Below are 25,596 nucleotides of genomic sequence, written 5' to 3'. Positions count from 1 at the left end.
GTGTGTGTCAGAGCGCGGCGTTGCGGAATGCCGTCAGAAACCGCGAGCGCAGCGTTTCGCTCATCAGAGCGCGTTTGACGGGGGACAGGCGCAGAAAACCGCCCAGAAGGTGCCGCATGAAGTGCTCGGTACGGCTGTTGGGGTTGTCAAATATCAGGTTCTGCAGCGTTCCGCGTTCAAGACTCTGCAGGATGACCCGTTCGAATGAATCTTCGGGATGAAAGACCCGCTGCCGGCGCTTTTCCAGCACCATGGCCCCCGTCGGGCATTTCAGGGCGCATGCCCCGCAGCCCAGACAAAGCGAAGTGTCCACCTGTACGCTTCTGCGTGTGCGGGTGTCCGGGGTAGTCTGTGCTGCGGGTACCATGGTTACGGCGTCTATGGGGCACGCCGCCGCACATTTGCCGCAGCCGGTGCAGCGTTCTTCCTGTACCTGCGCCATGCAGGTTGATGAAACAAGAATGTTGCCCAGCCCCGTTTCGCGTATGCCCTGCATCAGATTGCAGCAGCAGCCGCAGCAGTGGCAGATGAAATTGGCGTCCTGACGGACGTTGTCGGTGGAAAGTGTGAGTGCGAAATCACGCGACCTGTCCAGTATGTCGTGCATTTCCGCTTTGTCTATGCGGCGTGCGAACTTGTTGCGGATGAGAAATTCCGCTCCGCTGCCCATGGAAGTGCACGTTTCCATGGGCACGCGGCATTTCTGCCCCATATGATGTTTTTCGTGTCTGCAGGAACACAGCCCCACGGAAAAAACACTGTGCCGTTCCACCAGCGCAGAGGCTTTTTCATAATCCAGTATTTCCACGTGGTCGCCGGCAAGCACCTGTTCATAGGGCAGCGCGCGCATGACGGATACCTGCTGACCGTCGCCGAAATTTGCTTCGAAAAAGGCTTTGTCGCCAAACATGTAGTCGTGGAAAAGTTCTGCCCACTGCCTGAGCGGAAGGTTTCCCCCGGTACGCATCATGGTGAACTCGAAGATGCCGATGACGATGGGGCTTATCATGTACTGATATGTGCTGCCGTCCCAGATATCGAGCACAAGCCCTTTGCCGCACAGGGTTTCAAGCTGCGGGATAAGGTCTTCGGGCGGCATGCCGCAGAGTGCGGCTATGCGGGCCGCGGTGGAGGGGCGGTACGGCATGCGGCTGACAAGAGCTGCTTCCTGCGGGGTATACAGGGCGCGCAGCATGGCCTGAAACGCGGGGGAATCGGGCGTGCGCACGGGGGTGCCGTCTATGGTTGCCGCCAGTGAACGGTAGATGTCTTTGGCTGCCAGATGTCCCATTGCTTTTCCGTCATGCGGTTATGCCGGCGGGCATGCACAGGCAGCCCGCCCGCCGTGTACATGGCACGGGCGGGCAGGTTTGGCAATGTGTGCGCGGCGGCGCGTGCGGCTGCACGGTGTGTGATTATGCGCTGTCTTTTGAGCTGCCGCAGCTGCCGTGACCGCCGGCTGCTGCGGGGTCACGGGGGTGAACGCCTTCTGTTTTGCCTGTTTTCGGCTCGGCCGGGGTTCTGGTGCGGCGTTTTTTAGAGCGCGTCGGAGTATGTTCCTTTGCCACGGTCGAACCTGATCCGTGCTTTTTAAGCACCTGCTGGTACTGCGGGTTGTGATGCAGGTTAAGTGTCAGGATGACGTGGTCCTGCTCGCTGGAAAAGCCTTTGCCGCTGAAAAACCGTAGTGCGGGGCCGTTGCTGGGGTCCGTATCGGCAATAAGGTAGCGCGCACCTTCAGCCACCATGCGGTCCACCATTTTGTCGTACAGCCGGTGGCCGATGCCGCAACCGTGGAATTCCGGCTCGACGCCTATCCAGATAATGTAGCCGTAGGTCCATGATGCTTTACTTATCAGTGTGCCGATGATGAATCCTGCCAGCCGGCCGTCGGCTTCGGCCACAAGACAGAATTCGGGGTCGGTGTTGTAGTGCCCCACCACTTCCCACTCATCCCAGGTGCGGTACAGAAAAGGATACAGATCGCAGGTGAACAGTCGTTCGCCCATGTGAAAAACAGGAGCCAGATCGTCAATGCTCATTTCGCGGATGTGAATTTCCGGCGAATGGGGTTTGTCGGAAGACATGATTATCCCGTCAGGATGCTGCTCGCGTAAGGGCGCGAGGTGATGCCCCGCGGCGTGCCGAAGGATTCGGCACGCCTCCGGGGGCGTTTGCGTCCAGTATAAAGCGCATGGCAGCCGTGTCAACGCGGGGGAAAAAAGCGGATTATATCTGCCGCGCGGATTACTTTCCGTCTGTTCCGCGGGTCAGCAGCAGCCGCCAGCGCAGCTTCAGCCATAGCCTGTGCAGATAGCTGAACGGGGCGCGGGCGGGTTTCATGCGACCGGCCAGTGTGCGGCGCGGGTAAAAAACAAGATCAAGCAGATGGTCGGTGCGGCGGCCCGCAGCGGAAAGGCTGCCCGCACACCCCGCACAGTAGGTGAATATTCTTTTTTGCGGCGCTGCGGCTGCGCGGCGTGCGGTCCATCCGCCCGCAAGGTCGGGGCGCACCGCGCCTACGGCACCGCCCTCGCCGCAGCACAGTGTGCGGCGGCGTGTGCCGGGCAGCTCTGTGACGTCTATTCCGGCTTCTGCCGCCAGAACGCGCGCGGCATGGTGAATGGCCGGAAACTCACGCAGCGGGCACGGGTCGTGCAGTGCGGCCGTGCAGGAAGGTGCGCTGCAGTCATGACCGGCGGCCATGGCAGGTCTGCGGGCCAGCACTTCGTATATGCTGACAACCTCCATATCCTGTGCGTATGTGGTGAATACCTTGTGGCAGTTGGGGCAGGCCGTGACCACCCGCCGTATACCGTGTTGCGCAAGCCGGTTGTACAGCTGAGTGAACCGCTCGTTGAACAGGCTCTGCATACCCAGATCATGCGAAGGCTTGCTGCAGCAGGCAAGCACGGCACCGGCGCGGGGAAACACCGTGCGCAGATAGCTGAAGGCCGCCTGTACCGTGCGCGGGCGGGTTCCGGCCAGTGTGCATCCGGGAAAAAATACCGTGTCGGCCCCCTGCGGCAGGCCGTACAGGGTGAAAGCCGCAGATATGCCCAGCGCTTCATAGCCCAGAATACGCCGGTAAGGCGCCGTGTCCAGCAGGCCGGAGGCCACAGCGGCGCGGCGCATGTCCATGAACATCTGCGCCGGATCGAGTTTTTCCGGACATACTGCGGAACACAGCGAGCACAGGCTGCATGCATAAGCGTTCAGCACTGTCTGCGGGCTGTGCTGCAGTTGACGGGCCATGTGCGCCGGAGTGCCGTGTTCCTGCAGAAAAGGACACATTCTGACACAGGCACCGCATTCTGTACATTGGACGGCCATGCGTGCCGCATCGGGAACAGACGCCGTGCTGGCCGGGGACGGCGGGGCGGAGTCGGGTGCTGTCTGCGGTGCTGAGGGCTGCTGGGGCGGCATGGAAAGCTCCGTAAAGTGGCTGCGGTGGCGGGGAATGTTACGGGAGTAACGCTAAAATATGACCGTCCGCGCAGGGCAGGGTCAAATTGAAAAACGCCTACATATGCCGTTAGATGTATAGATATATGTAATAATTGCGGGGTCGGTTGCAAATGCCTTCGGGCCGCACGGGGGGGCATGCGACCGCCGGAGACCTGACGCCGGACAGGCGCCGGGCAGGCGCCGGTACGCACGGGGGATTTCCCTGCTTGCGTGTGCGGCTCGTTTGTGGAAATGTGGCGCTCACATTTCTTTGAGGTGCAACGTATGAGCAGCAATCAATCCGATGCGGACATCCAGCGGCAGGACCTGCTGGAAACCGCCTGCGAAGCCCTGTTTGAAGGGGGCTTCAAAAAGATAAAAGGCCTGCTGGAAGAACTGGACAGCCCCGACACCGTCGAAGGCTTTCAGCCCGACCTGCAGGGAGAAAATACCAAAGGCGTGGTGTACTACTTTGTCGTGGAGACAGAGGTGACGCTGGCGCGGCTGGAAACTGCAGAGCGCATCCGCGCTCTGGCTGTCCATGCCGCGGAACACGGCTGCCAGTGCGTTATCATCGTGCCCGAAGGCGATGAGGGCGTGGCCGGAGCCGTTTTGGAAGAGCACGATATTCCCGAGGACAATCTGGATATCTGGGAAGGCTGAATACAGCCGGAACCATGACTACAGGCGCACGGCCCGCAGGGCTGTGCGCTTTTTTTTTCCGGCGTCCGCCGGCAGGCGGGGCCGTATGAACAAGAATTACGGGGCGAGTGCCGGCTGCTGCGGCAGAATGATGCGGATCTGCACTGTGGCGCTGCGTCCTGCCGCATCGACCAGCGTCAGCCGGGCAAAGCCTTCACTGTCCGGCAGCCAGTAATGCTGGTCTTCGGGCAGGGGCAGTCCGTTGACAACCCAGCGCAGCGGGGCGGTGCCGCCCGATGCGCGCAGAGCTATGCCTTCTCCTGCCTGCTGCCCCAGTGATTCCACAGTGGCTCCCTGCTGCGGGTGCAGTATGCGCGGAGGCTCGCCGGCCAGTACAGGCAGGCCCGTGCCGCTGCCCGGCACAAAGTGCTGCAGCCCCGTAGGCAGCCTGCGGTTGTCGCGCACATCCAGCACCCCTGCCGGGGGAGAAGGCCACGGGCCAGTATCCGGCGGCAACCTGCCGAAAATATCAAGCAGCAGCGGTACAGCGGCGGTGCGCCCCACTGCGCCGGGGCGGGGTCTGCCGTCGGGCCTGCCTGTCCACACCCCCACCACCCAGTCAGGAGAAGCACCCACGGCCCACGCGTCGCGGTATCCGTATGACGTGCCCGTTTTGAAGGCGACAGGTCTGCCGCCGGCCGCGGCTGACAGATAGCCCTGCGGCCTCGGCGAGTCTTTCAGAATATCAATGACCTGCCATGCCGCAGCGCTGTCCATCAGCCGGAATCCCTGCTGCGGGGCGGACAGGACGGCGGGAACAAACTGCGGCGGCAGCGCTGTGCCGCCGTCTGCCAGTGCTGCATACAGGGTTGTGAGGTCCAGCAGAGTGGTGCCGGCACCGCCCAGCGCTATGGGCAGTGTGGCATCGCCTTCCACGGCCAGCGTTGCACCGGCGTTACGCAGCGCCGCAACCAGTCTGTCGGGGCCCAGTGCGTACAGCACGCTGACGGCGGGCACGTTCAGTGAGTCACGCAGAGCCTCGCGCACCGTTACAGCGCCCTGATACCCCCTGCGGAAATTACGCGGGCTGAAGTCGCCGAACCGGTGTGCTTCGTCACTGATGAGGGTTTCGGGATGCAGAATGTGTTCACTGAAAGCCAGTCCGTAGATGAATGGCTTCAGCGTGGAACCGGGTGAACGCAGTGCGCGGGGCAGGTCCAGATAATTGCGCGAAGCGTCGGCATTTTTGCCGCCCACATAGGCTCGCACCTGCCGGGTGGCGCGGTGCAGCACCACGGCTGCGGTGGCGGCTCCCTGCTCCATGCTCAGGGCATGACGCTGGCACAGTGTTTCGGTTGCGTGCTGCACAGGCAGGCTCAGGGCGGTGGCAATGTGCTCACGGCGGGGGGCTGCATTGCGCATGTTCAGGGCCAGAACAGACGCCAGCGCGGGCATTTGCCTGCGGACAGCCGGAATGGATTCCGTGCGGGCTTCGGTGTGCTGCCTGCCGCTGATAATGCCTGCGGCGTGCATGCGGCCGAGAATCTTATCTCTCGCTTTGCGGGCATCCAGAGGGTTTCTGTCCGGCCGCAGCTGCGTGGGGGACTGAGGCAGTGCCACAAGCAGCGCTGCTTCTCCCGTGGTCAGCCTGCGCGGTTCTTTACCGAAATATGTCAGCGAGGCGGCCCGCACCCCTTCAATGTTGGACCCGAACGGCGCCAGAGTGAGATAGATGGAAAGCACCCCGTTGCTGCCGTAGCGCCAGTGCAGCTGCATGGCGCGCAGGGCTTCGGTCAGTTTGGCTTTCAGTGTACGCGGCCGCGGCTGCAGCAGCCGTGCTGCCTGCATGGACAGTGTGGACGCACCGGATACCACATGCCCGGAAACGGCAAGCTGTGCCGCGGCCCGCAGAACAGCCAGCGGGTCCACCCCCGGATGCATGCCGAAGCGTTTGTCTTCATAGGTTCTGAGCATGTCGAGGTACCGGCTGTCCACATCATGCGGTGTTGTGTGCAGCCGCCACATGCCGTCGGGACTGAGAAAAGCGTGCAGCAGTCTGCCCTCTGCATCGGTCACCAGCACGGAACGCCGGTTGTAGCGCGAGAGGTCGGGCGGAAAGGCCGCATCCAGAACAAGTAGCAGCATTACCGTACAAAACAGCGATATGCCGACGGCAGCCGCGGCGCGGATGAACGCCGGGCGGATGAGCGCCGGGCGGGTGCGTGCCGTGTGCTGCGTGGCGGGAGGCTGGTGCTGTGTCAGAGGCATGGGAAAGTCTGTTTCGGGCGGGTTACCGTTGCACATAATGCGCGCCGGCGGCATATGCCGCCGGCGCGGGAGTTCCGGTTGTTTCTGCCGGCCGGGCTGTTACGGCGCGATGGTCATGCTGCCGGCTTCGCCGCGTACGGCGAACTGCGGGTCGTACATGTCTTCCGCGCTTGCCGGCGGTATGGTGAATGAACCTGCGGTGACAGCGCGCACAATGTATGCGGCCACCAGCGGTTCCCTGCCGCGGGCGTTGTTCCACGGCAGCCGTTCAAAGTCATAGACGGCCACCACGCGGTCGTCCTGCCGTTGCAGCAGCGATGCTGCCGTGGGTTTAAGCCAGGGCTGCGCAGCATTGTTTTGCGGAATTATGCTTTCCACTTCCAGACCTGCCGGCAGCAGGTCCTGCACCACAATCTGTCTGTGCTGGCTCTGAAGGGCCCGCAGTGTAAGCCGCACGATGAATCTGTCGTTACGGCGCACGGTGGCGGTGTCTACCGGCTGTCCTTCGAATGTAAGATATTCCCGTTTAAGAGAAAGGCTTTTGTGCGTCACAGCGGGGCGCGGCGCGGCAAGGGCAAAGTCGAATGCCGTGGTGACCCATGCGATGCCTTCGCCCGCGTTGCCCAGCGCAGGGGCACTGCCGCCGCTCTGCAGAAAGGCGCTTTCGGGCAGACGGATTATGCTGAAACCGCCGCGGGTGGTCACCGGACGTCCGTCCAGTGTGACCTGTGTGCGTTCAGCCTCCTTAAGCAGACCGTGGACGGCCAGCAGCTTCCAACCCGCCTCCTGTGTGGTGGTGCGCATGAGGCCGTTGTCGGGGCCGAATCCGCCGCCGCGTTGCAGCAGTTCGGCAGCCAGTTGCACTCTGCCTGATTCCGCGGCTGCGGCTACGGCAAAAGCCAGATTGCGCTTGCCGGTACCGTAGGGGGCAGGCTGCGCGTTTTGCGGCCGTACGCCCGATGCGATGACTGCTCCCGCACGGTCAAAGCTTGATGCGGCGCGGGGCCTGTCGCCCACAAGGTCAAAGGCTCTGCCGAGACTGGCCCAGCCGGTGCTGTCCAGCTGCGGCGAGCTGTCGTGGAAGTAGCGCATGTCCGCCGTCAGCAGCACGCCGGACTGGGCAAGAACCCTGTAGGCGTAAGCCATGGCCTCGGGCGAGGCCCCGTATGACCCGCTGCGGGCCACTGCGGTAAGATATTTTCTTGCACCGTCCAGCACCGGTTCGGGCACGTTGTGTCCCTCCAGCGCAGCACGCGTCAGAAAGTCCATGGCGTACACCGTGGTCCACGGGTCGGCACGCCATGTGTCGCCCGGCCACATGTTCAGACTGCCGTCAGGGTTCTGCATGTCGCCTATGCGGTCTATGGCGTCGCGGATTCGTTCTGCCGCGGGCGATGTTTCTTCCAGTCCGCTCATGGCAGCCACCTGCCGCAGGTACAGAAGCGGCATGGCGCGGCTGGCTGTCTGCTCCAGACAACCATAAGGGTAGCGGTCAAGCCAGCGCAGCAGCGACGGCACATCCGCTCCGGGAACAGAGCCGGCCTGCACGGATGTCTCCAGCGTTCCTTTCAGAATGTGGTTCGTGGTAAGGCCCTGTGCCAGAAGTGTTTTTTCAAGCAGGGCCGTGTCGATGGCAAGGGATGACCCGGGATCAAGCGTGACGGAACTGCGTACTGTCTGATGGCCGAACGCGGGCCGTACTGTCATGTCGCGGTGCAGGTCGGCACGGAATTCCGGCCCCTGTACAAGAGCGCTGATACTGCCCTGTCCGTTGCCCTGTGCGCTTACAGTCACGGGCAGCAGTACCCGCTGCCCCTGTTTGAGTGTGACCTTGAGGTCTGCCGGACTGACGGAAAGGGTGCCGTTACCTGCCAGCGTCACAGTGTAGGTGCCTTCCGCCGCCTCGAGATTGTGCAGCAGTACGGTTGCCTGTGCCGTGTCCTGCGGCGCGAGGAAACGCGGCAGAATAATATCCTGCACCAGCGGGTCGCGTACCGTCATGTGCGCCGAAGCGGAACCGACACCGGCAGTGTTCCATGCCACGGCCATAAGCCGCAGCCTGCCCTGAAATTCGGGAATTTCAAGAGGGATGCTGGCAAGGCCGGAACTGTCGGCCGTCACCACGCCGCTGAACAGCGACACGATGCGCAGCGGTACTGCCTCCAGCGAACCGGATGCTCCGGCCATGTCGCCGCCCTGCCGGATGGTCCCCGTGGTGCCTTCGCCTTCTATCAGCCTGCCGTAGTCGTCGCGCATGGTGACACCCAGCCGGCGTTTGGCAAAAAAGTATCCGTCCGGAGAAGGGGACGAAAAGCGTGTGAGCTGCAGAATGCCTTCATCCACGGCGGCCAGCGTGACATGCGCTCCGGCACCGCCCTGTATGCGCACAGGTACCGAGACCGTGCTGCGCGGGCGGATGCGCTCCGGCGATGCTATGCTTACCGCCAGAGTGTGCTCCGCCATGTCCACGGGTATCCATGAAACACCCACGGCACGCACGGGCGAGCGTCCGGTGCGCTGCTGCAGGGGCTGGTGCAGCGTTACCAGCGCGTAGGCGCCCGCCCCCCAGTCCTGCCGTACAGGAAGGTCAACCGTGCCGCCTCCGGCGGGTATGTCCGCCGTGATGACATCCAGCACCCGCTCGTTGGCAATGACCACCGTGGCCTTGCCCGCCACAGGGGAATCGATGTGCAGGCGCGCCTGCGAACCGGCCTTGTACAGCGGGCTGTCCAGACGGACATCCAGCCTGTCCGGCCTGTCGTCATCGGTTTCTGCACCCCAGCCGACATTAAATGTGTATGCCACTGTCTGCTTCTGTCCGGGGGCACTGATTTCTATCTGGTACCGGCCCCAGTCAAGCATACGGCTGATGTGTGCGGGAGCGTCCGCCGTAACTGCCAGCGGTTCGGTGCGGGTTTCGGCCACGCGTTCCACACGTTCGTAGCGCCAGCTGCCGCCGGTGCGCGACCACTGCCACGAAACGCTGATGCGCTTCCATGTGACGGTGGCGTTATCCAGCCCCGTGGTGCGTCCGCCTGCATCCACGCAGACGGCTTCAAACCGGGCGGGTTGCCCCACGGGGGCGTATCCGTCGCGGAACAGAGGCCGCAGGCCTATGTACTCCTTGCGCGCAAGTACGGGTACGGAAACAGCGGCACGGGTGGTTCTTCCGCCGGGTTCCTGCACGCGCACGGTTATGTCTGCCAGCGCGGGCTGGTCCAGCAGCAGCTGCGTTTCGGCCCGGCGGGCGGACGCTGCCGCGGTGAGGTCGGCAAGAGATATCTGCAGCGCTGTTTTGCCTGTTTCGTCTGTGGGGGGAACTTCGTTGTCCATGCGCAGCGGACGGGCGGTGACGTCGCCGAAAAGGTACCCCGCATAGGCTCCCTTGAACGGAGCAGGGTCGGGCCGCAGCGTTGTTTCGGCCTCGGCCTGCAGACCGTTGCCCGGAGCGCCGTACAGAAAGTCGGCCTGCACGGCGACTGCGGCGGGGGTCTGCGGCGTTATGGCGCTCTGCGCGGTGTGCAGGCTCACGGCAAGGCGTTCCGGCACAAAGTCTTCCACCTGAAAGAACACCTCGCCCACGGGTGGCCCCTGCGGGTCGATGTGGGCCGTGGCTTGCCAGCGGCCGCGCAGGGCTGTTTCCGAAAGATGTACAGGCAGATGCGCCGCTCCCTGCTCCTGCCGCTGTACGGTGGTGCGGCGGTAGATTTTGCCGTCGGGCCTGACGACGGTGACAGTCAGCGGGGCATCTGTGACGGCCGCTCCCTGCGGGGTGCGCAGCATGGCCATCAGGTTAACGGTTTCGCGCGGGCGGTATACGCCCCGGTCGGTGTACAGATAGGCATCAACACCCTGAATGGGAGTGCGCCCCTCTATGCCGCGGTCGGAAAGATCGAGCGGAGTGCCCCGCAGGTCCAGCAGGGCGGTGTCGTCTTCTCTGGCAGCGGTCAGCAGCACGGGTTCCGCGGCACCCTGACCGCGGGTGAGACCGGCGGCAAACGAGGCCATGCCCTGCCTGTCGGTGACGGCTGTGCCCAGTTCTTCAAGATTGCGGCTGATCAGTGTCAGCGTGACACCGGACACAGGCTGTGCGGTGGCATAGGAACGCACAGACACTGTCATGCCGTCAGTGCCCTGATAGGTTGTAAGGGCAAGGTCGGTTTCCAGTACAAGTTGCCCGCCCACTTCTTCGGGCAGGTCTTCATAGCTGAATGTGCCGGAAGAGGGCGCCAGCGGAGCGGGTGATCCGATAATGAAATACAGTCCCGGTTTATTGCGGATGGCCACGTCGCGTACGGGAAACAGCGTGGTAACCGGTTCGTTGAGCTTGGGCACCACCTGCATGGTACCGTTCCATGCCAGCGCGGCCTGCGTGCGGTTGAGCTGAACCACATCCCACGGGTTGAAGCGTCTGCCCGAAAGAATATCACCATATACCTGCGTGATGGCGTGGGGCGGCATGCGCAGCACGGCCAGCCAGCAGTTTTCGGTGTTTACGGTGGTCACGGGCAGCCCGCGGGCAGAACCGCGCGGCAGTACAAAACCGCGCTCAAAGTTTACCGAAGGCTTGAGGTTGCGCAGTGATATGCTGACTTCGGCGTCCGACGCCAGAACATCTCCCGATGCGGCAGGCAACCCGGCGCGCAGCGTCACCGCAATGGTGTCTCCGGCTTTGCCGCCGGTCAGGCACATGCGCTGCGCCTGAATGCGCGATACCGTCAGTCCTGCGGCGGAGCGTATGTAGTCCTGATAGGATACATTGCCGGAAGCATCCAGTGCCTGTGTGAAGTCAAAGCATATTTCCGGGCCGTTTTCCGATTCTGCAAGGGTCGCTCCCGTATAGCTGAACTCGGGCGGTTCCTGTGCGGCAACTGTCTGCTGTTCGTGCGGTATTTCAGATGTGGCATTGGCAGCGGCGTTGTGCGCCGCGGAGGGCTGCCTGTCAGAGCGTTCTTCCGTATCGGAACCGCATCCGGCCAGAACAGCCAGGGCCGCGAACAGCATGGCGCAAAGAAAGACACGGCATGCGGATACAAGGCGTGCTGATGAAGTCATGGAAAAAGCCTCCTGCAAATCCGGCACAGGCGCGGCGCAGGGCAGCGGGCCGGTGTATGTACTTCTCCGCGCAGATGCGGCGGCATGTTGTATCATCGGTCTATACTGACTTTGGATGCGAAAGGAAACACATGCCGGAAAAAAGACTGTACCCTGATTTGCAGGATAGCGGCAACATGCCGGATGCATACTGTGTTTTCCGGCAGTCTGTTGTGCGGTGTGCCACGCCTTATCTGAGTGAATCTGCAAAAGCATGCTGCGCGCAGTCACAGGCTGCATGACGGCAGGTGTACAGACTAAAACGGCGCCGTCCCGTGCGGGGCGGCGCCGTCTGCGGCTGCAGATACGGGGTCAGATACGGCCTTCCTGCCGCGCGTGGCAGGCAACCAGAGCACCGTCTGGCTGCATCAGGGCCTCGGGGGTCTCGTGGCGGCAGCGGTCGTCCGCGTGCGGACACCTGCCGTTGAATACGCATCCGCTGGGCAGGTTGATGGGCGTGGGCACATCACCGGTCAGGCGGATATGCCGCGAGCCTTTCTGCCCGATGCGCGGAATGGCGGAAAGCAGCGCCTGCGTGTAGGGATGACGGGGATTTTCAAAAAGCGATTCCGCCGTAGCCAGTTCACACAGGCTGCCCAGATACATGACCGCCACGCGGTTGGAAATGTGTTCCACCACAGACAGATCGTGGCTGATGAACAGATACGTCAGGCCGAATTCTTCCTGCAGGTCCATCAGCAGATTGAGTACCTGCGCCTGAATGGACACATCCAGTGCGGATATGGGTTCGTCGGCCACAATGAATTCCGGTTTGACCACCAGCGCCCGCGCGATGGATATGCGCTGCCGCTGGCCGCCGGAAAACTCGTGTGGGTATCTGTCTGCCCATGCGGGGTTTATGCCCACCTGATCCATCACACCCGCCACGCGTTCGCGTACTTCGGCGCCGGTCATGGCTGGGTTGTGAAACCGCACGGGTTCTTCCAGAATCTGACGTACGCGCATACGCGGGTTGAGCGAGGCGTACGGGTCCTGAAAGACCATCTGCATGCGGGTGCGGTAGGGCAGGGCTGCTTTTTCTGACAGATTGTCTATACGCTGGCCGCGGTAGATTATTTCACCGGCATTGGGCCGGTACAGCCCTATGACCGTGCGTGCCAGCGTGGATTTGCCGCAGCCGGATTCGCCCACCACAGACAGGGTTTCGCCTTCGTTTATGGAAAACGAGACATTGTTCACGGCATGCACCACGGTTTTTCTGCGTGTCAGTCTGCCGCCTTGAAAACGCAGCTGGTCCAGCAGTCCGCCGGAAATGTCGAACCGCTTGGACAGGTTTTTCAGATCGAGCAACGGTGTTGTAGCCATGACTTATTCCAGAATGTGGCAGGCAGCCATGCCGCCTGATTTCTTGAGTTCCAGACAGGGCCGCTCCTGAAGACACTGGTCTTCGCGGCAGGTACAGCGGTTGTTGAACGCACAGCCTCGGGGAATGGAGCCGAGACCGGGCATGATGCCGGGTATCTGGTTGAGGCGTTTGCCCTTGACCCCCTGCGGCAGGGCGGCCAGCAGACCTTTGGTATAGGGATGCTGGGGCGCGGCGACCACTTTGTCCGTTTCGCCCATTTCAACTATGCGCCCGGCATACATGACGGCTATCTTTTCGGTGACCTGAGACACCACGCCGAGGTCGTGCGTGATGAGAATAAGGCCCATGTTTTCCGATTCGCACAGCTCTAGCAGCAAATCCATGATCTCGGCCTGAATGGTCACGTCCAGCGCCGTGGTGGGCTCGTCCGCGATGATAAGCGCGGGCGAGGTAAGCAGCGCGATGGCGATGACTATGCGCTGGCGCATGCCGCCGGAGAACTCGTGCGGGTACTGTTTAAGCCGTTTTTCCGGCGAGGGTATGTACACCTTGCGCAGTTTTTCCAGCGCAATGGCTTCCGCTTCTTTCACCGAGACTTTCTTGTGCGCCAGAATGGTTTCCACCATCTGGGTACCTATGGTCAGCACGGGGTTCAGGGTCATCATGGGATCCTGAAAGATCATGCTGATGCGGTTGCCCCTGATGTGACGCAGTACTTCGGGCGAAGCTTTGGTCAGGTCGTGTCCTTCAAACAGTATGGAACCGCCGGTGATGCGGCCGGGCTTGCTGACAAGATTGATTATGGAAAAGCCGGTCACGGATTTTCCCGCCCCGGATTCGCCCACAAGGCCGAGCCGTTCCCCCCTGTTCAGGGAAAACGAAACATTGTCGACCGCTGTGAGCTGCGTGTCGCGCATGGCGAACTGGACGGTCATGTTTTTGACTTCAAGCAGCGTGCTCATGGTCTAGTCCTTGTAGAGTTTGGGATTGAGATAATCCCGCAGCCAGTCGCCCAGCAGGTTTATGGTGAGCACAAGCAGCACCAGCACCACACCGGGGAACAGGGTGATCCACCAGCTGCCGCTGAAAATGTACTCGAAGCCTGACTTGATGAGCGAACCGAGCGAGGGCTGGTTAACGGGCATGCCCAGTCCCAGAAAAGACAGGGCTGCTTCGCTCATGATGGCGTTTGCCACCTGCACGGTGGAAATAACCAGCACCGGAGTAAGCGTGTTTGGCAGGATATGCCGCCACATGATGCGCCGCGGTTTCAACCCGATGACGCGTGCCGCTTCTACATATTCTTTTTTCTTTTCGGCCAGTACCGATGCACGCACGGTACGGGCATACTGGGGCCATTCGGAAAGACCGATGACCAGCACGATGAACGGTACGGCGATTTCGGCAAATTTGGCCACGCCGAAAGCTGCCTGAATGACCGCACCGAAGAAGATGGCAACCATGTATGAAGAAAACGAAAGCTGTACGTCGGTAACACGCATCAGCAGGCTGTCCAGCCGCTTGGAGCCGTATCCGGCCATAAGCCCGATGAGAATGCCCAGCGAAGCCTGCAGCGCCACGGCGCCCATGCCGATAAGAATGGACACGCGCATGCCGTACAGGATGGCGGAAAACATGTCGCGTCCCTGCGCATCGGTACCCAGCAGAAATTCGGCGGAACCGCCGGCTTTCCACGAGGGAGGCGTTTCGGCGTTCATTACGTCGATGCTGGCACCGTCATACGGATTGTGCGAGGTGAGCAGCGGCGCAAACGCGGCTGAAAGCACCAGCACGGCAACCACGATGAAGCTGGTCAGCGCTATTTTGTCGCGTACGAAGTGATACAGAAAATCCGAATCGCGCAATTGTTTCAGTCTGGCCAGCATCTATTTCCTCCCCGCGACGCGGACCATGGGGTTCACCAGTCCGTATATGATGTCCACCACCGTATTCACCACCACGAAAAGAGCCCCCACGAAAACCATGTAGGCCACCAGCAGGGCGGTGTCGGATCGTTCGACGGCTTCGATGAACATAAAGCCCATGCCCTGCCACTGAAAAACCGTTTCGGTGAGAATGGTGTAGGCGATCATGAGGCCTATCTGCACGCCGCCCACGGTAATGACCGGCAGAAGCGTGTTTTTAAATGCATGCACCATGAGCACTCTGCGTTCGCGCAGCCCTTTGGCGCGGGCGAACTTGACGTACTCTGTTTCCAGCACTTCCTTCATTTCTGCGCGGATAAGCCGGATAAAAAGCGGCAGCATGATGGAAGAAAGCGCGATGCTGGGCAGGATGAGGTGTTTGAGCCCGTCAAGCGTAAGCAGGCCGGTGCTCCAGAAACCGAAAAGGGTTACGGTTTCTCCTCTGCCGTATGATGGCAGCCAGTGCAGTTCCACCGCGAATATGTAGATGAGCAGGATGGCTGTCAGAAAGACCGGAATGGAAACACCGACAACGCTGAAGCCCATGAAAAAACGCGATAACGGCGAGTTGGGCCGGTAGGCCGCATACACGCCCACAGGGGTTGAGATGAGCAGAATGAGCAGTGTGCTGCAGAAAACCAGTTCGAGCGTGGCCGGAGCCTTGTCGAGAATGACTTCCATTGCGGGCTTGCGGTAAAAGAACGATTGACCCAGATCGCCCTGAGCGGCGTTTTTGACAAAACGCCCCCACTGGACAAGGTAGGGATCGTTCAACCCCAGTTGCTCACGCAGGGCCTCACGTTCCTGTACAGAAACGCTGACGCCCACCATTTCACGCACAGGGTCGCCAAGCGAGTGTTTGATGGCAAACCCGATGAAGCTGATGACAAACATGACGATAAGCGCCTGTGTCACCCGTCGAACAATAAAAGCGATCATAGAGTGCTTGCGGGGTTTGAGGGTTAGATGACTGTGGTTGGCCGTCTGGCAGACAAGCGGGAACCGGCCTTTGGGCCGGTTCCTTATGGCGCCTGTCCTAAAGACGCTTTGCGGGGACAACAAGCAGGAGTTGTTTGCCTTCCCTACAAAGCGTCTTTGCACAAAGCGGAGCGGACCTGACGGCCCGCTCCGCGACATGGACGGTTTATTCTATTACAAGGTCGCCAAAGTACGGGAAGTCCATCACGTTGACGATTTCCTTTGCATTCTTCACGCCGGGGCCCACTGCCCACGAAAGGTGCTGCCAGTGCAGGGGAATGTAGGCGGCCTCTTCGTAGATAATTTTTTCAGCTTCCTGCAGCAGTGCGGTGCGCTTTGCCTTGTCGGTCTCGCTCTGCGAGGCGATGGTCAGCTCGTCCACCTTTTTGTTGCAGTAGTTGCCGCTGTTGTACTGGCCGTAGCCGGTTTCCTTATTGGGGCACATCAGCAGAAACTCGGTGTAGTTGGCGGAGTCTTCGGTATCGGGGTGCCAGCCCACCATCTGGATGTCGGCCACCTGTGCGTCAAACTCATCCCAGTACTGAGCCTTGGGCATGGTCTTCAGGTTCACGGTGATGCCGATTTTGGCCATCATGGAAACAAACGCTTCGGCGACCTTTTCATCGTTCACGTAGCGGTTGTTGGGGGCGATCATGGTAACTTCAAAGCCCTTTTCGTAGCCGGCTTCCTTCATGAGCTGCTTGGCCTTTTCCAGGTCATAGCGGGGTGCCAGTTCGGGCACGTAGCTGTAGAAGCCTTCGGGGCTCTGCTGACCGGCTGCGGTGGCGCGGCCTTTCATGATTTTTTCGGCAATGCCCTGATTGTCGGTGGCGTATACAACGGCCTGACGCACGCGGGGATCCTTGAAGGCTTCCACGCGGTTCTGGTTCATCTGCAGGGTGATCAGGCGCGAACCGGCCATGGTGATCAGCTTGACAGTTTCGTGGTTGGCCAGACGGTCGTAGTCCTGAGGCGGAACAGGCATGATGAAATCAACATCGCCGGACAGAATGGATGCCACGCGGGTGGCGTCGTTCTTGATGGGCTTCAGGTCGATTTCTTCCACGTTGCCGCGGGGGCCCCAGTATCCGGGAAATGCCTTGAATACCATGCGCACGCCCTGTTCGCGGGATTCCACGGTAAAGGGACCGGTGCCGGATTCGTTGACGTTGGCAAAGGAGGGGCCGGTCTTTACGATGGCGTCCTTGGGCTGGCCGTTTTCATCGTTTCCGCTGTAGAACTTGCTGTCCATGGGGAAGATGTAGGTGGCCATGTTCAGCATCAGGGGGTAGGGCTTGTGGGTGATCAGATCGATGGTGTAGTCGTCGATGATCTTGGGCTCGGCAAAAGGCTCGAACAGGGCTTTGTAGTCCTGCGATTTTTTCAGACGGGCCAGCGTCCACACCACGTCTTTGGCGGTAAATTCATTGCCGCTGTGGAACTTGACGCCCTTGCGCAGGTGAAAGCGCATGGTCAGGGGGTCTATGCGCTCGTACTTTTCGGCAAGGCGGGGTTCAAAGGCCATATCCTGCGTCCAGCGGACGAGGGGGTCGAACACCAGATGCGAATACTGCAGCATGCCGCCGGAAAGCTGCACATGGGGGTCCAGAGACACAGGGTCGGCATCCATGGCAAGGTGCAGAACCTTTTTTTCTGCCTTGGGCGCTTCGGCGGCCTTTTCGGCGGGGGCCGATTCAGCCTTTTTTTCTTCCGGCTCGGCGCTGCAGCCGAATGCCAGACTTGCAACCAGTGCAAGCAGCATGAGTTTCAAGACGCGCTTCATCCAGTACCTCCAAATGAAATTTTGCATAAAAGCGGTGCCCTGCTTTGCCGGCGCACTTCCGCAGTCGCCGGTACGGGGATAAGGGGCTGCCGATGAAAAATCGCCCCATCTAAACCGAGCAACGCCGCCGCCGTCAAGGGCTTTTCGCTTCAAATGCCATTGATATGTCACAATGACATTTTTGTAACATGTTTGATTCCCATGCTATTTCGGCCGGGTGCGCTGCGGGGGCGGCGGCCGGGCATGGTGTCTGCCGGGGCGGCGGTGCCTAGCTGAACGCGCGCACTATCCGCCCGAGAGCTTCATGCAGCACGCTGCGCGGGCAGGCGAAGTTAAGGCGCATGCAGCCGTTTCCGCCGGTGCCGAAGCTGGGCCCGTGGTTGAGAGCCAGACGGGCCGTGCTCTGCAGCCGGTCGATGATCTGTTCCGAAGCCAGTCCCGTGCCGTTGAAATCAAGCCAGCTGAGATAGGTGGCTTCCGGCAGCATGGGAGATACGCCGTCCAGCGCCGACAGGGTGTCGTGCACCAGACGTCTGTTGCCGTCCAGATAGCTCAGCAGTGCTTCCCGCCACGGATTGCCGTGTCTGTATGCGGCAATTCCCATGGCCAGCCCGAATGCCGAAGGGTCGAACAGTCCCGCGCCGTGCATGGCCTGCTGCAGGCGCGCCCGCAGGCCGTCGTTCTGCACCACGGCCATGCCCAGCATGGATCCGGCAATGTTGAACGTTTTGGTGGCGGAAATGCAGGTGACCGTTCTGTCGGCTATTTCCGGTGACATACGGGCCAGAACTGTGTGCGTATGTTCCGGGTAGACAAGGTCGTGGTGGATTTCGTCGCTGATGATGATGACGTCGCGGGCAAGGCATATTTCGGCCAGACGCTGCAGTTCGCCGCGGGACCATACCCTGCCGCCGGGGTTGTGCGGGCTGCACAGCAGCAGCAGTTTGCCGCCGGCATCTATCTGCTGTTCCAGATGGTCATAATCCATGACAAAGCGGGGGCCGTGCGGCCCGTCTTCACAGCGCAGCGGGTTTTCGAGCACGGTGCGGCCGCAGTTGCCCGGAGCAAGCATGAAAGGCGGATACACCGGCGGCTGCACTATGACGCCTTCGCCCGGGCGGGTGAACGCCTGAATGGCAAGGTGCAGCACCGTGACCACGTTGGGCATGCGCAGCACCCACTGCGGACGGATGTCCCAGCCGTGGCGCTGCTGCAGCCAGCCGCACAGCGCTTCGTCGTGATCGCGCCATGCGCCGGGGTAGCCGTACAGGCCGGAACGGGCCATGGCGGCCACGGCATCGTTTACAGCGGGCGGAGAGCGGAAGTCCATATCCGCCACCCACATGGCAATGCCCTGCGGGTCGCCCTGTGCAGGAACGCCGAAGCGTGTTTCCATTTCGTCCCACTTTTCGGAACGCGTGCCGAGCCTGTTCAGACGGGTATCAAAATCGTATGTCATGGAATCTCCGGTTGCTGTGCTGCCTTAGAGCGCTGCAGTGCCGCGTGCCGTTATGCGCGGGGATGCAGGTACATGCGGCGGTGCAGAAGCATACACGGGCTACACCACTCTGCGCCGGAAGTGAAGGGCTCCGGAAGTGGAAGGAAGGGGATGCTGTCGCAGGGGCATGGTCTGCGCGTTGTGCACTGACGCGGGCAGAGACAAAAAAACAGCGCCTCCGGCCTGTGCCGGAGGCGCTGAAAAGAGACATGAAGCAGTCGTTAGTATTGTACGCCGTTGTAACATGTGCGGTCGTCATACTCCATCTGTTTACCCTTGTTCCATTGCGAAACAGGGCGGTAGTAGCCGACGATGCGTGTGTAGACTTCGGCGTCCGCCCCGCATGAGGGGCAGGTGTGATGTTCGCCCTGCAGGTACCCGTGATCTTTGCACACGGAAAATGTGGGCGTGATGGATATGTACGGCAGCTTGGTATTGCTGAACGCCTTGAGAATGAACTTTTTCAGCGACTGATGGTCGGCCACGGCTTCGCCCAGATAGGTATGAAACACGGTGCCGCCTGTATACAGAGGCTGCAGTTTGTTCTGGTGTTCCAGCGCCGCGAAAACGTCTTCGGTGGTGCCCACGGGCAGGGCGGTGGAGTTGGTGTAATAGGGCGTGCCGTTACCGGAAGCTTTGATTTCGGAATACAGACGCTTGTCGATGCGTGCCAGCCGGTAGCTTGTGCCTTCCGCCGGAGTGGCTTCAAGATTGTACAGGTTGCCGGTTTCTTCCTGATAACGGGCCGTCAGGTTGCGCAGATGTTCCAGTGCGCGCTGCATCAGCCGTACACCGGCGTCGGTTTCAATGCCTTTGCCCAGCAGGTTGAGGCAGGCTTCGTGCCCGCCCACCAGTCCGATGGTGGAAAAGTGGCCGTTGAGTCCGTTTTTCAGATACCTTCTGCTCCATGGGAACATGCCGCGCTCAAGGTTGTCATTGACCATTTTGCGTTTGAATTCGAGCGACTGGCGTGCAAGGTCGGCATACTCTTCCAGCAGGTCGAGAAAATCTTCCTCACCCTGCGCCAGATAGGCCAGCTTGGGCAGGTTGAGCGTGACCACGCCGATGGAGCCTGTCAGATCGCCCGCCCCGAAAAGGCCGCCGGTTTTTTTGCGCAGCTCGCGCAGGTCCATCTGCAGGCGGCAGCACATGGAACGCACGTCTTCGGGGTTCAGGTCGGAACTGATGAAATTCTGGAAATAAGGGACACCGTACTTGGCGGTAAGCCGCAGCAGCAGGTCGCCTATTTCGCTGTCCCACGGAAAGTCGGTTGTTATATTGTAGGTGGGAATGGGGAACGAGAAAATGCGTCCGTCATGGTCGCCCCCCAGCATCACTTCAAGAAATGCCTTGTTGATCATGTCCATTTCGGTCTGGAATCCGGCATAGGTGTCGTCGGTCAGCATGCCGCCGATTATGGCCGCTTCCTTGCCTATATGGCGCGGGCACACAAGGTCGAAGCTCAGGTTGGTGAAGGGGCTTTGCCCTCCCCAGCGCGAGGTTGTGTTCAGGTTGAAGACAAATTTCTGTATGGCCTGACGCACCTGCTGGTAGTTCAGGCCGTCCCTGCGCACAAAGGGCGCAAGGTAGGTGTCCACATTGTTGAAGGCCTGTGCACCGGCCCACTCGTTCTGCAGTGTGCCGAGAAAATTGTTCATCTGGCCCAGTGCTGTATCAAGATGCTTTGCCGGTCCGGCGCTGGAGCGTCCTTCCAGATTGAAACCTTCCAGCAGCAGGTCGCGCAGACTCCAGCCCGCGCAGTAGCCCGCCAGCCCGAAGGAAAGATCGTGGATGTGAAAGTAACCGTGTTCGTGCGCCTGACGCACTTCCTCGGGGTACTTTTCCAGCGAATATCTGGCCTGCAGCGTGCCGGAAAGATGCAGCATGAGCCCCTGAAACGAGTGGGTCATGTTGGCGTTTTCATTTACCCGCCAGTCAGCCTTGTCCAGATAGTTGTCTATGGTCTCGGAAATATCCAGATACGCTGCCTGCTGTTCGCGCAGCTGGCGCCTGTTTTCACGGTAGATGATGAAACGGCGCGCCACATGGTACAGCCGTGACTCCATGAGAATCATCTCAATGGTGTCCTGCACCTGCTCCTGGCAGGGGACGTCAATGCCTTCGAGGCGTTGCTCCACCTTGCGGGCAAGGCGTCTGGAGAGCAGCGGGTCTTTAATGCCGCTGGCTTTGAGCGCTTTCAGTATGGCCAGCGCTATGCGGTCGGGTGACCACGTCTCCAGACATCCGTCGCGTTTCTGAATCTGTTTCGGCATGAGACCTCCTCGGGGCGACATAGTCCTGAAGTTTCAGAGTGAATCCCTGCGGCAGATACTGCCGCGCGGTGTCAATGTGGTCAGGGGTAAGCACGGGAACCTGTGTCAGCCGGAAGAGAAACGCCTCAGGCGCGGTCTGCGCCAGTGCAAATATGCGGCTGAGTCCGGTGCGGGCTTCTTCGGGGCTGTGTGTGCCGCCGGTGAGCCGGGGGTAAAGCTCCCACGGGCCTTTCACATCCACGGCAAACAGGTCCACAAGCTGCTGCTGCATGAGCGATTCAACCACGTCGGGGCGCATTCCGTTGGTGTCCAGTTTTATACGCATGCCGAGCGCCTTGATGTCGTGCAGCACCGTTTCCAGCTGCGGCACCAGAGTGGCCTCTCCGCCGGTCACGACCACGCCGTCAATCCATTTTGCCCTGTTTTTCAGGTAGGTGAGTATGGATTGTCTGCTGATGGCGGGAACCTGTTCCGGCTGCCATGCTATGGTGTAGTTGTGGCAGGTGGGGCAGCGCATGTTGCAGCCCCCCATGAAGATGACGCTGGTGTTGCAGCCGGGCCAGTCGCACAGGCTGACACGCTCAAATCCGCGGACGTAGGACCATGCAGAGTTCATTATGATAACTTCTTGGTATTGCTGCCGCCGTCCGGACGCGCAGGAATCGGCGTCTATCGGAAAGCCGTTTTTTATGTGTGAAACTGCTGTGTTGCGGCAGGGAGGTTGTGATTTAGAAAATGTGTAGCAAAACTTTAAACAAAGTACGTACGCACAGGTCAGAAAGATACATGAGGGGGTGCATCTTGTACAGGCCGCTAAGGGAAAAAAGAGAAAAGGAAAATGGTTATGCCTTGTTTTTGTTTGTGTTTTTGTAATTTTTCATGTTGTTTTACTTTTTGAGGCCTTGGCCGGAGGGGGTTTTCCACAGTGAATAACCATGTGGAAAACCGAGGTGCCCCTAGAGGGATGCTTGCTTGCCCTGTGTCGCCCCGTTGTTTGATGTGTATGATGTTAAAATACAGTATCTTAGCGTGTGGATACGGTCTGTGCGGGCGTAAGCGCACAGCATGAAGGGGTTTTGTGTGCGCAAGGGCACAGCGTTGTATAGAAAAACCTTTTTCTGTGCCGGTGAACATAAAAAAAAGCCCGCACAGGCGGGCCGGAAAATTTGCAGAAGCCTTTTGCTATTCCAGACAGAACTCCACGGTGAATTCTCCGTGATTTGTTTTGAAGGGAATGGCGATGACAGGGCTTTTGGTCACATGGCTGATGGTGTGTCCGTCGCCCATGATGACCGAGGGGGTGGCTCCCTGAAAGGTCATGCCCATTTCAGAAAGGGCGGCTCGGGCCTGACCTGATATCATGTTGGTCACTTCGCCCACGGCGTCTTTGGTGTCCTGTATGATATCCTGAATATCGTCCCCCAGCATGGCCTTTACCACGGCTATGGCGCATTGTTTGGTAAACGTCACGGAAATACTGCCGTTTTTGTGGCCGGTAATGCCCACAACGGCTGAAACGTCACCCTTGGCAACGTTGTTTTTCTTTACATACGGCTGGCCGGGTATGGGCTGTATGCCTGCCATGGTGGACAGCACGTTGGTTGTGGCCGTGACGAACGGCTTTGCGATTTCAATTCCGCTGCTGCTCATCCTGAGCGTCTCCTTGCTTTCCTGAAAATGGCGTGTGCAGCACGTCAGCGCATGCGCACCGCACCCTACAGAGCGAATACATGATCACTTTCAGAACATAGCGATACTACGTGACGAGTGTGTTTCCGTCTAGTCCATTATGCTGACGGTTTCATGCAGCGGAATGATATTATGTGTGTTCAGCATGCTTCGGCGGCGGCAAGATTGGTCTGCACGGCACGGTACAGCCGGTTTTCGCTGCCAATCCTGCCGCCGATGAATGCAAGAGCATGTCCGAAGTGTTCGCGGGCTTCCTGCAGTCTGCCTGCCTTGAAGCAGACAAGACCGAGGTTGTTGCGTATTTTTGCTTCGAACGTGTCGGAATTGAGCTGACGCGCCTGCCGCAGGGCCTGCTGGAGCAAAAATTCGGCATTGGCAAGGTTTCCGTCGGAAAAAGCCTTCATTCCGGTACGGTTGAGATGGGTGATACGGCTGGCGGCGCACATGGTGTCTCTCCTTTTGCGGTGTCCTGATTATCTGGAATGGTTGCTGAGGCACTGGCGCAGCGTGGAAATGCCGCACGAGTGGATCATGGCTACGGGAATGCTGCGCGAACGGGCATACTGCATCACTTCCTTGCGGGCGGAATGCGAGACTTTGTTGGTGAACACGATGACAAGGTCTGTGGAGCCCATCTGGCCGGAAATTCTGTTTTCCTTGCCTGTGAACACCTTGAGGTCAACGCCGCTTTTTCTGGCGGTGTCGATGTATTCTCTCTTCAGTCTGTCCATGCCTCCGATAAGGGTGGCGCACATAATCTTTCTCCTGCGTAGTAGGGTGTCATGTTGAATTGCACAGCATGGATACAGTCTATAGTGAAAATGAAAATCAATGTCAACTAAAAAAGTGGTACAACTTGGCTGTCAGCCTGTGCTAACAGTGCGGTCCTGAAAACCGCGGCGGGCGGTCTGCGCCCCGCATGGCCGCACGTAGAAAACAGTCCGGAAAAAAAATAATGAAAAGAATGAAGGTTAACATACAGCTGCTGTGGTTTATAGCTGTCTGCTGTGCGGCATTTGTACCGCAGCAGGCGGTTGCGCATCCGCATGTGTTTGTGGAGGCGCTGGTACAGCTGGAGATTGAAAACGGCCGCCTGAAGGCTCTGCACGAGACGTGGAGCTTTGACGAGATGTCCAGTGCCTTGTTTCTGGGCGATCTTGATTTGAATCAGGACGGTGCGCTGACGCCTGATGAATGGGAAAAACTGAAGGCGGACATTACCGGCTACCTGCACGAGGAAGGCTTTTACACACACATTTATGCGGGCGGAAAGACCGCCGGTGTCACACGGGTGGAGCATTTCACCGCCACGTTCAGCGACGGCATGCTGCGGTATTCCTTCACGGTGCCGCTCGATCTGCCTGCGGCTGCAGGAGAAGTGGTCAAAGTGGCCTTGTACGACCCTACCTATTACACAGCCTTTTTCTTTGATGAACGGCATGTGACGGTGAAGGGTGCGGACAAAGCAAGGGTGGTGCTGCAGGAAGCTCCTGAACTTGCCTATTATTACGGGCAGATAGTGCCCTATGCCATAGAGCTGGAGTTGTAATGGTGCTGAAAAGAGTGTTTCCGGCGGTGGTTGCCGTATGTCTGCTGGCATGTGCCGCCCATGCGTCGCCGTTTACAGGCAGCGGGGGCAATGCCCGCGGTCCCGCTTCCGAAAGCGGTTTTTTTGCGCTGGAGCCGCCCGCGGGGCAGGTTTCCGGCGCGGACGGTCAGCATGCCGCACCAAAAGAAGCGCGGGATGCGGCTGAGCGCGGGACCGGCGGCGGATTTACCGGCGGCAGGGGGCATCAGCACGCGCCCGCGGCCGTTTACGGTGCGGATGCCGGACAGGGCGTAGAGCCTTTTTTCACTCCGCCGCCCCTTTATAACCGCATCATCAGTCTGTCCACCAGAGCGCAGCATTATTTGCGGGGGCGGATGGTTTCCTTTGCCTCGGGCATCAAGGAGTCACCTTACGGTACTTCCTTTTGGCTGTTTCTGGCCGTGTCATTTGTGTATGGCGTGGTGCACGCCATAGGGCCGGGACACGGCAAGGCCGTGGTCTTCTGCTATTTTCTGGGGCGTTCGGGCGGAATATCCCGGGGGCTGCTTATGGGCAACCTGCTGACATCTGTTCATGTGCTGTCGGCGGCGGTGCTGGTTTTTGCCGCGCATCTGCTGTTCGAGCAGGGCGCCGCCCGCGGTATCCACGGTGTGAGCGGTCCCGTGCAGCGTTTCAGCTACGGCATCATCATGCTGGTGGGCGCCGCCATGCTGCTGCATGCACTGTACGAGCTTTTCAGCGGCAGGCTGGGCGGACGGGTGCGGCAGGCCACGGCGGAATGTCCTGCAGGTTATGGCAGTCTGACTGCCGTTTCCGTACTGGCCGGACTGGTGCCCTGCCCGGCAGCGGTGCTTATACTTACCTTTGCGCGGGGGCTGGACATCACACAGGCGGGAGTGCTGGCGCTGGTGGCGCTGGCGCTGGGCATGGGGCTGACCACATCGGCGTTCGGCCTGCTGAGCATGGTTTCGCGCAGGGTGCTGCTGCACAGCACGGGGCGCAGCACACGGGCCGTTGTGGCCGGTTATGCGCTGCTTTCCGTCACGGGGGCGCTGGCTGTGACGCTGCTGGGCTTTATCATGTATACAGGCAGCGTCTGAGGTATAAAAAAGGCATCCCTGCG

The 25,596-nt window shown here is 60.0% G+C and carries 19 protein-coding genes; 3 read left to right on the top strand and 16 right to left on the bottom strand.

The window, feature by feature from the left end; translation table 11 throughout:
• Window positions 1-7: 7 nt before the first annotated feature.
• From H586_RS0115725 to H586_RS19575, 3 genes are all read right to left on the bottom strand, one after another.
• Window positions 8-1,291, bottom strand: coding sequence for an ATP-binding protein (locus H586_RS0115725; protein ID WP_027182507.1), 1,284 nt, complete (start codon window positions 1,289-1,291; stop codon window positions 8-10).
• Window positions 1,292-1,415: 124 nt separating this feature from the next.
• The gene (locus tag H586_RS19580) at window positions 1,416-2,087 is read right to left on the bottom strand and encodes a GNAT family N-acetyltransferase (protein ID WP_011366415.1); all 672 of its coding nucleotides are present in this window, start codon (window positions 2,085-2,087) and stop codon (window positions 1,416-1,418) included.
• 160 nt (window positions 2,088-2,247) lie between these two features.
• A complete protein-coding gene (locus H586_RS19575; protein ID WP_051364068.1) occupies window positions 2,248-3,426 on the bottom strand; it encodes a (Fe-S)-binding protein in 1,179 nt (392 codons plus the stop codon).
• Between the two features lie 306 nt (window positions 3,427-3,732).
• Between H586_RS19575 and H586_RS0115710 the strand changes: the two genes are divergently transcribed.
• Window positions 3,733-4,110 carry a hypothetical protein gene (locus H586_RS0115710; RefSeq protein WP_011366417.1) on the top strand — a complete coding sequence of 126 codons (378 nt, stop codon included), beginning with the start codon at window positions 3,733-3,735 and terminating at the stop codon, window positions 4,108-4,110.
• A gap of 96 nt (window positions 4,111-4,206) precedes the next feature.
• Here the strand turns inward: H586_RS0115710 and pbpC are convergent, their stop codons facing one another.
• The 13 genes from pbpC to H586_RS0115640 all read right to left on the bottom strand — a co-directional run bounded on the left by pbpC (window position 4,207) and on the right by H586_RS0115640 (window position 23,679).
• A complete protein-coding gene (pbpC, locus tag H586_RS0115705) occupies window positions 4,207-6,393 on the bottom strand; it encodes a penicillin-binding protein 1C (RefSeq protein WP_162147980.1) in 2,187 nt (728 codons plus the stop codon).
• A gap of 63 nt (window positions 6,394-6,456) precedes the next feature.
• Window positions 6,457-11,412, bottom strand: a complete 4,956-nt coding sequence (locus tag H586_RS0115700) for an alpha-2-macroglobulin family protein (protein ID WP_027182504.1) — start codon at window positions 11,410-11,412, stop codon at window positions 6,457-6,459.
• A gap of 351 nt (window positions 11,413-11,763) precedes the next feature.
• On the bottom strand, window positions 11,764-12,777 hold the full coding sequence (locus H586_RS0115690; protein WP_011366420.1) for an ABC transporter ATP-binding protein: 1,014 nt from the start codon (window positions 12,775-12,777) through the stop codon (window positions 11,764-11,766).
• A gap of 3 nt (window positions 12,778-12,780) precedes the next feature.
• Window positions 12,781-13,740 (bottom strand): ABC transporter ATP-binding protein, encoded by a 960-nt coding sequence (locus tag H586_RS0115685; RefSeq protein WP_011366421.1) that lies wholly within the window; start codon window positions 13,738-13,740, stop codon window positions 12,781-12,783.
• Window positions 13,741-13,743: 3 nt separating this feature from the next.
• Window positions 13,744-14,664 carry an ABC transporter permease gene (locus H586_RS0115680; RefSeq protein ID WP_011366422.1) on the bottom strand — a complete coding sequence of 307 codons (921 nt, stop codon included), beginning with the start codon at window positions 14,662-14,664 and terminating at the stop codon, window positions 13,744-13,746.
• A complete protein-coding gene (locus tag H586_RS0115675) occupies window positions 14,665-15,642 on the bottom strand; it encodes an ABC transporter permease (protein ID WP_027182502.1) in 978 nt (325 codons plus the stop codon).
• 205 nt (window positions 15,643-15,847) lie between these two features.
• Window positions 15,848-17,464 carry an ABC transporter substrate-binding protein gene (locus tag H586_RS0115670; RefSeq protein WP_011366424.1) on the bottom strand — a complete coding sequence of 539 codons (1,617 nt, stop codon included), beginning with the start codon at window positions 17,462-17,464 and terminating at the stop codon, window positions 15,848-15,850.
• A gap of 268 nt (window positions 17,465-17,732) precedes the next feature.
• The gene (locus tag H586_RS0115665; protein ID WP_011366425.1) at window positions 17,733-18,923 is read right to left on the bottom strand and encodes a MalY/PatB family protein; all 1,191 of its coding nucleotides are present in this window, start codon (window positions 18,921-18,923) and stop codon (window positions 17,733-17,735) included.
• Window positions 18,924-19,183: 260 nt separating this feature from the next.
• Window positions 19,184-21,235: a ribonucleoside triphosphate reductase gene (locus H586_RS0115660; protein ID WP_027182501.1), complete on the bottom strand. Its 2,052-nt coding sequence runs from the start codon at window positions 21,233-21,235 to the stop codon at window positions 19,184-19,186.
• Window positions 21,135-21,851 carry an anaerobic ribonucleoside-triphosphate reductase activating protein gene (locus tag H586_RS19570; RefSeq protein WP_034619545.1) on the bottom strand — a complete coding sequence of 239 codons (717 nt, stop codon included), beginning with the start codon at window positions 21,849-21,851 and terminating at the stop codon, window positions 21,135-21,137. Before H586_RS19570 ends, H586_RS0115660 begins: the two co-directional genes overlap by 101 nt.
• A gap of 566 nt (window positions 21,852-22,417) precedes the next feature.
• Window positions 22,418-22,885, bottom strand: coding sequence for a chemotaxis protein CheX (locus H586_RS0115650; RefSeq protein ID WP_011366428.1), 468 nt, complete (start codon window positions 22,883-22,885; stop codon window positions 22,418-22,420).
• 179 nt (window positions 22,886-23,064) lie between these two features.
• Window positions 23,065-23,370, bottom strand: coding sequence for a tetratricopeptide repeat protein (locus H586_RS0115645; protein ID WP_011366429.1), 306 nt, complete (start codon window positions 23,368-23,370; stop codon window positions 23,065-23,067).
• A 27-nt stretch (window positions 23,371-23,397) separates the two neighbouring features.
• Complete coding sequence (locus H586_RS0115640) at window positions 23,398-23,679, bottom strand: DUF2325 domain-containing protein (RefSeq protein ID WP_011366430.1); 282 nt, start codon at window positions 23,677-23,679, stop codon at window positions 23,398-23,400.
• A 200-nt stretch (window positions 23,680-23,879) separates the two neighbouring features.
• Here H586_RS0115640 and H586_RS0115635 point away from each other — a divergent pair, with 200 nt between their 5' ends.
• Window positions 23,880-24,473, top strand: coding sequence for a DUF1007 family protein (locus H586_RS0115635; protein ID WP_027182500.1), 594 nt, complete (start codon window positions 23,880-23,882; stop codon window positions 24,471-24,473).
• A complete protein-coding gene (locus H586_RS19565; RefSeq protein ID WP_051364066.1) occupies window positions 24,473-25,573 on the top strand; it encodes a nickel/cobalt transporter in 1,101 nt (366 codons plus the stop codon). The genes H586_RS0115635 and H586_RS19565 overlap by 1 nt, the downstream gene beginning before the upstream one ends.
• The last annotated feature ends 23 nt before the right edge of the window (window positions 25,574-25,596 follow it).

The organism is Oleidesulfovibrio alaskensis DSM 16109, from assembly GCF_000482745.1.
GTDB lineage: Bacteria > Desulfobacterota > Desulfovibrionia > Desulfovibrionales > Desulfovibrionaceae > Oleidesulfovibrio > Oleidesulfovibrio alaskensis.
This window is presented reverse-complemented; position numbering and strand designations above follow the sequence as displayed.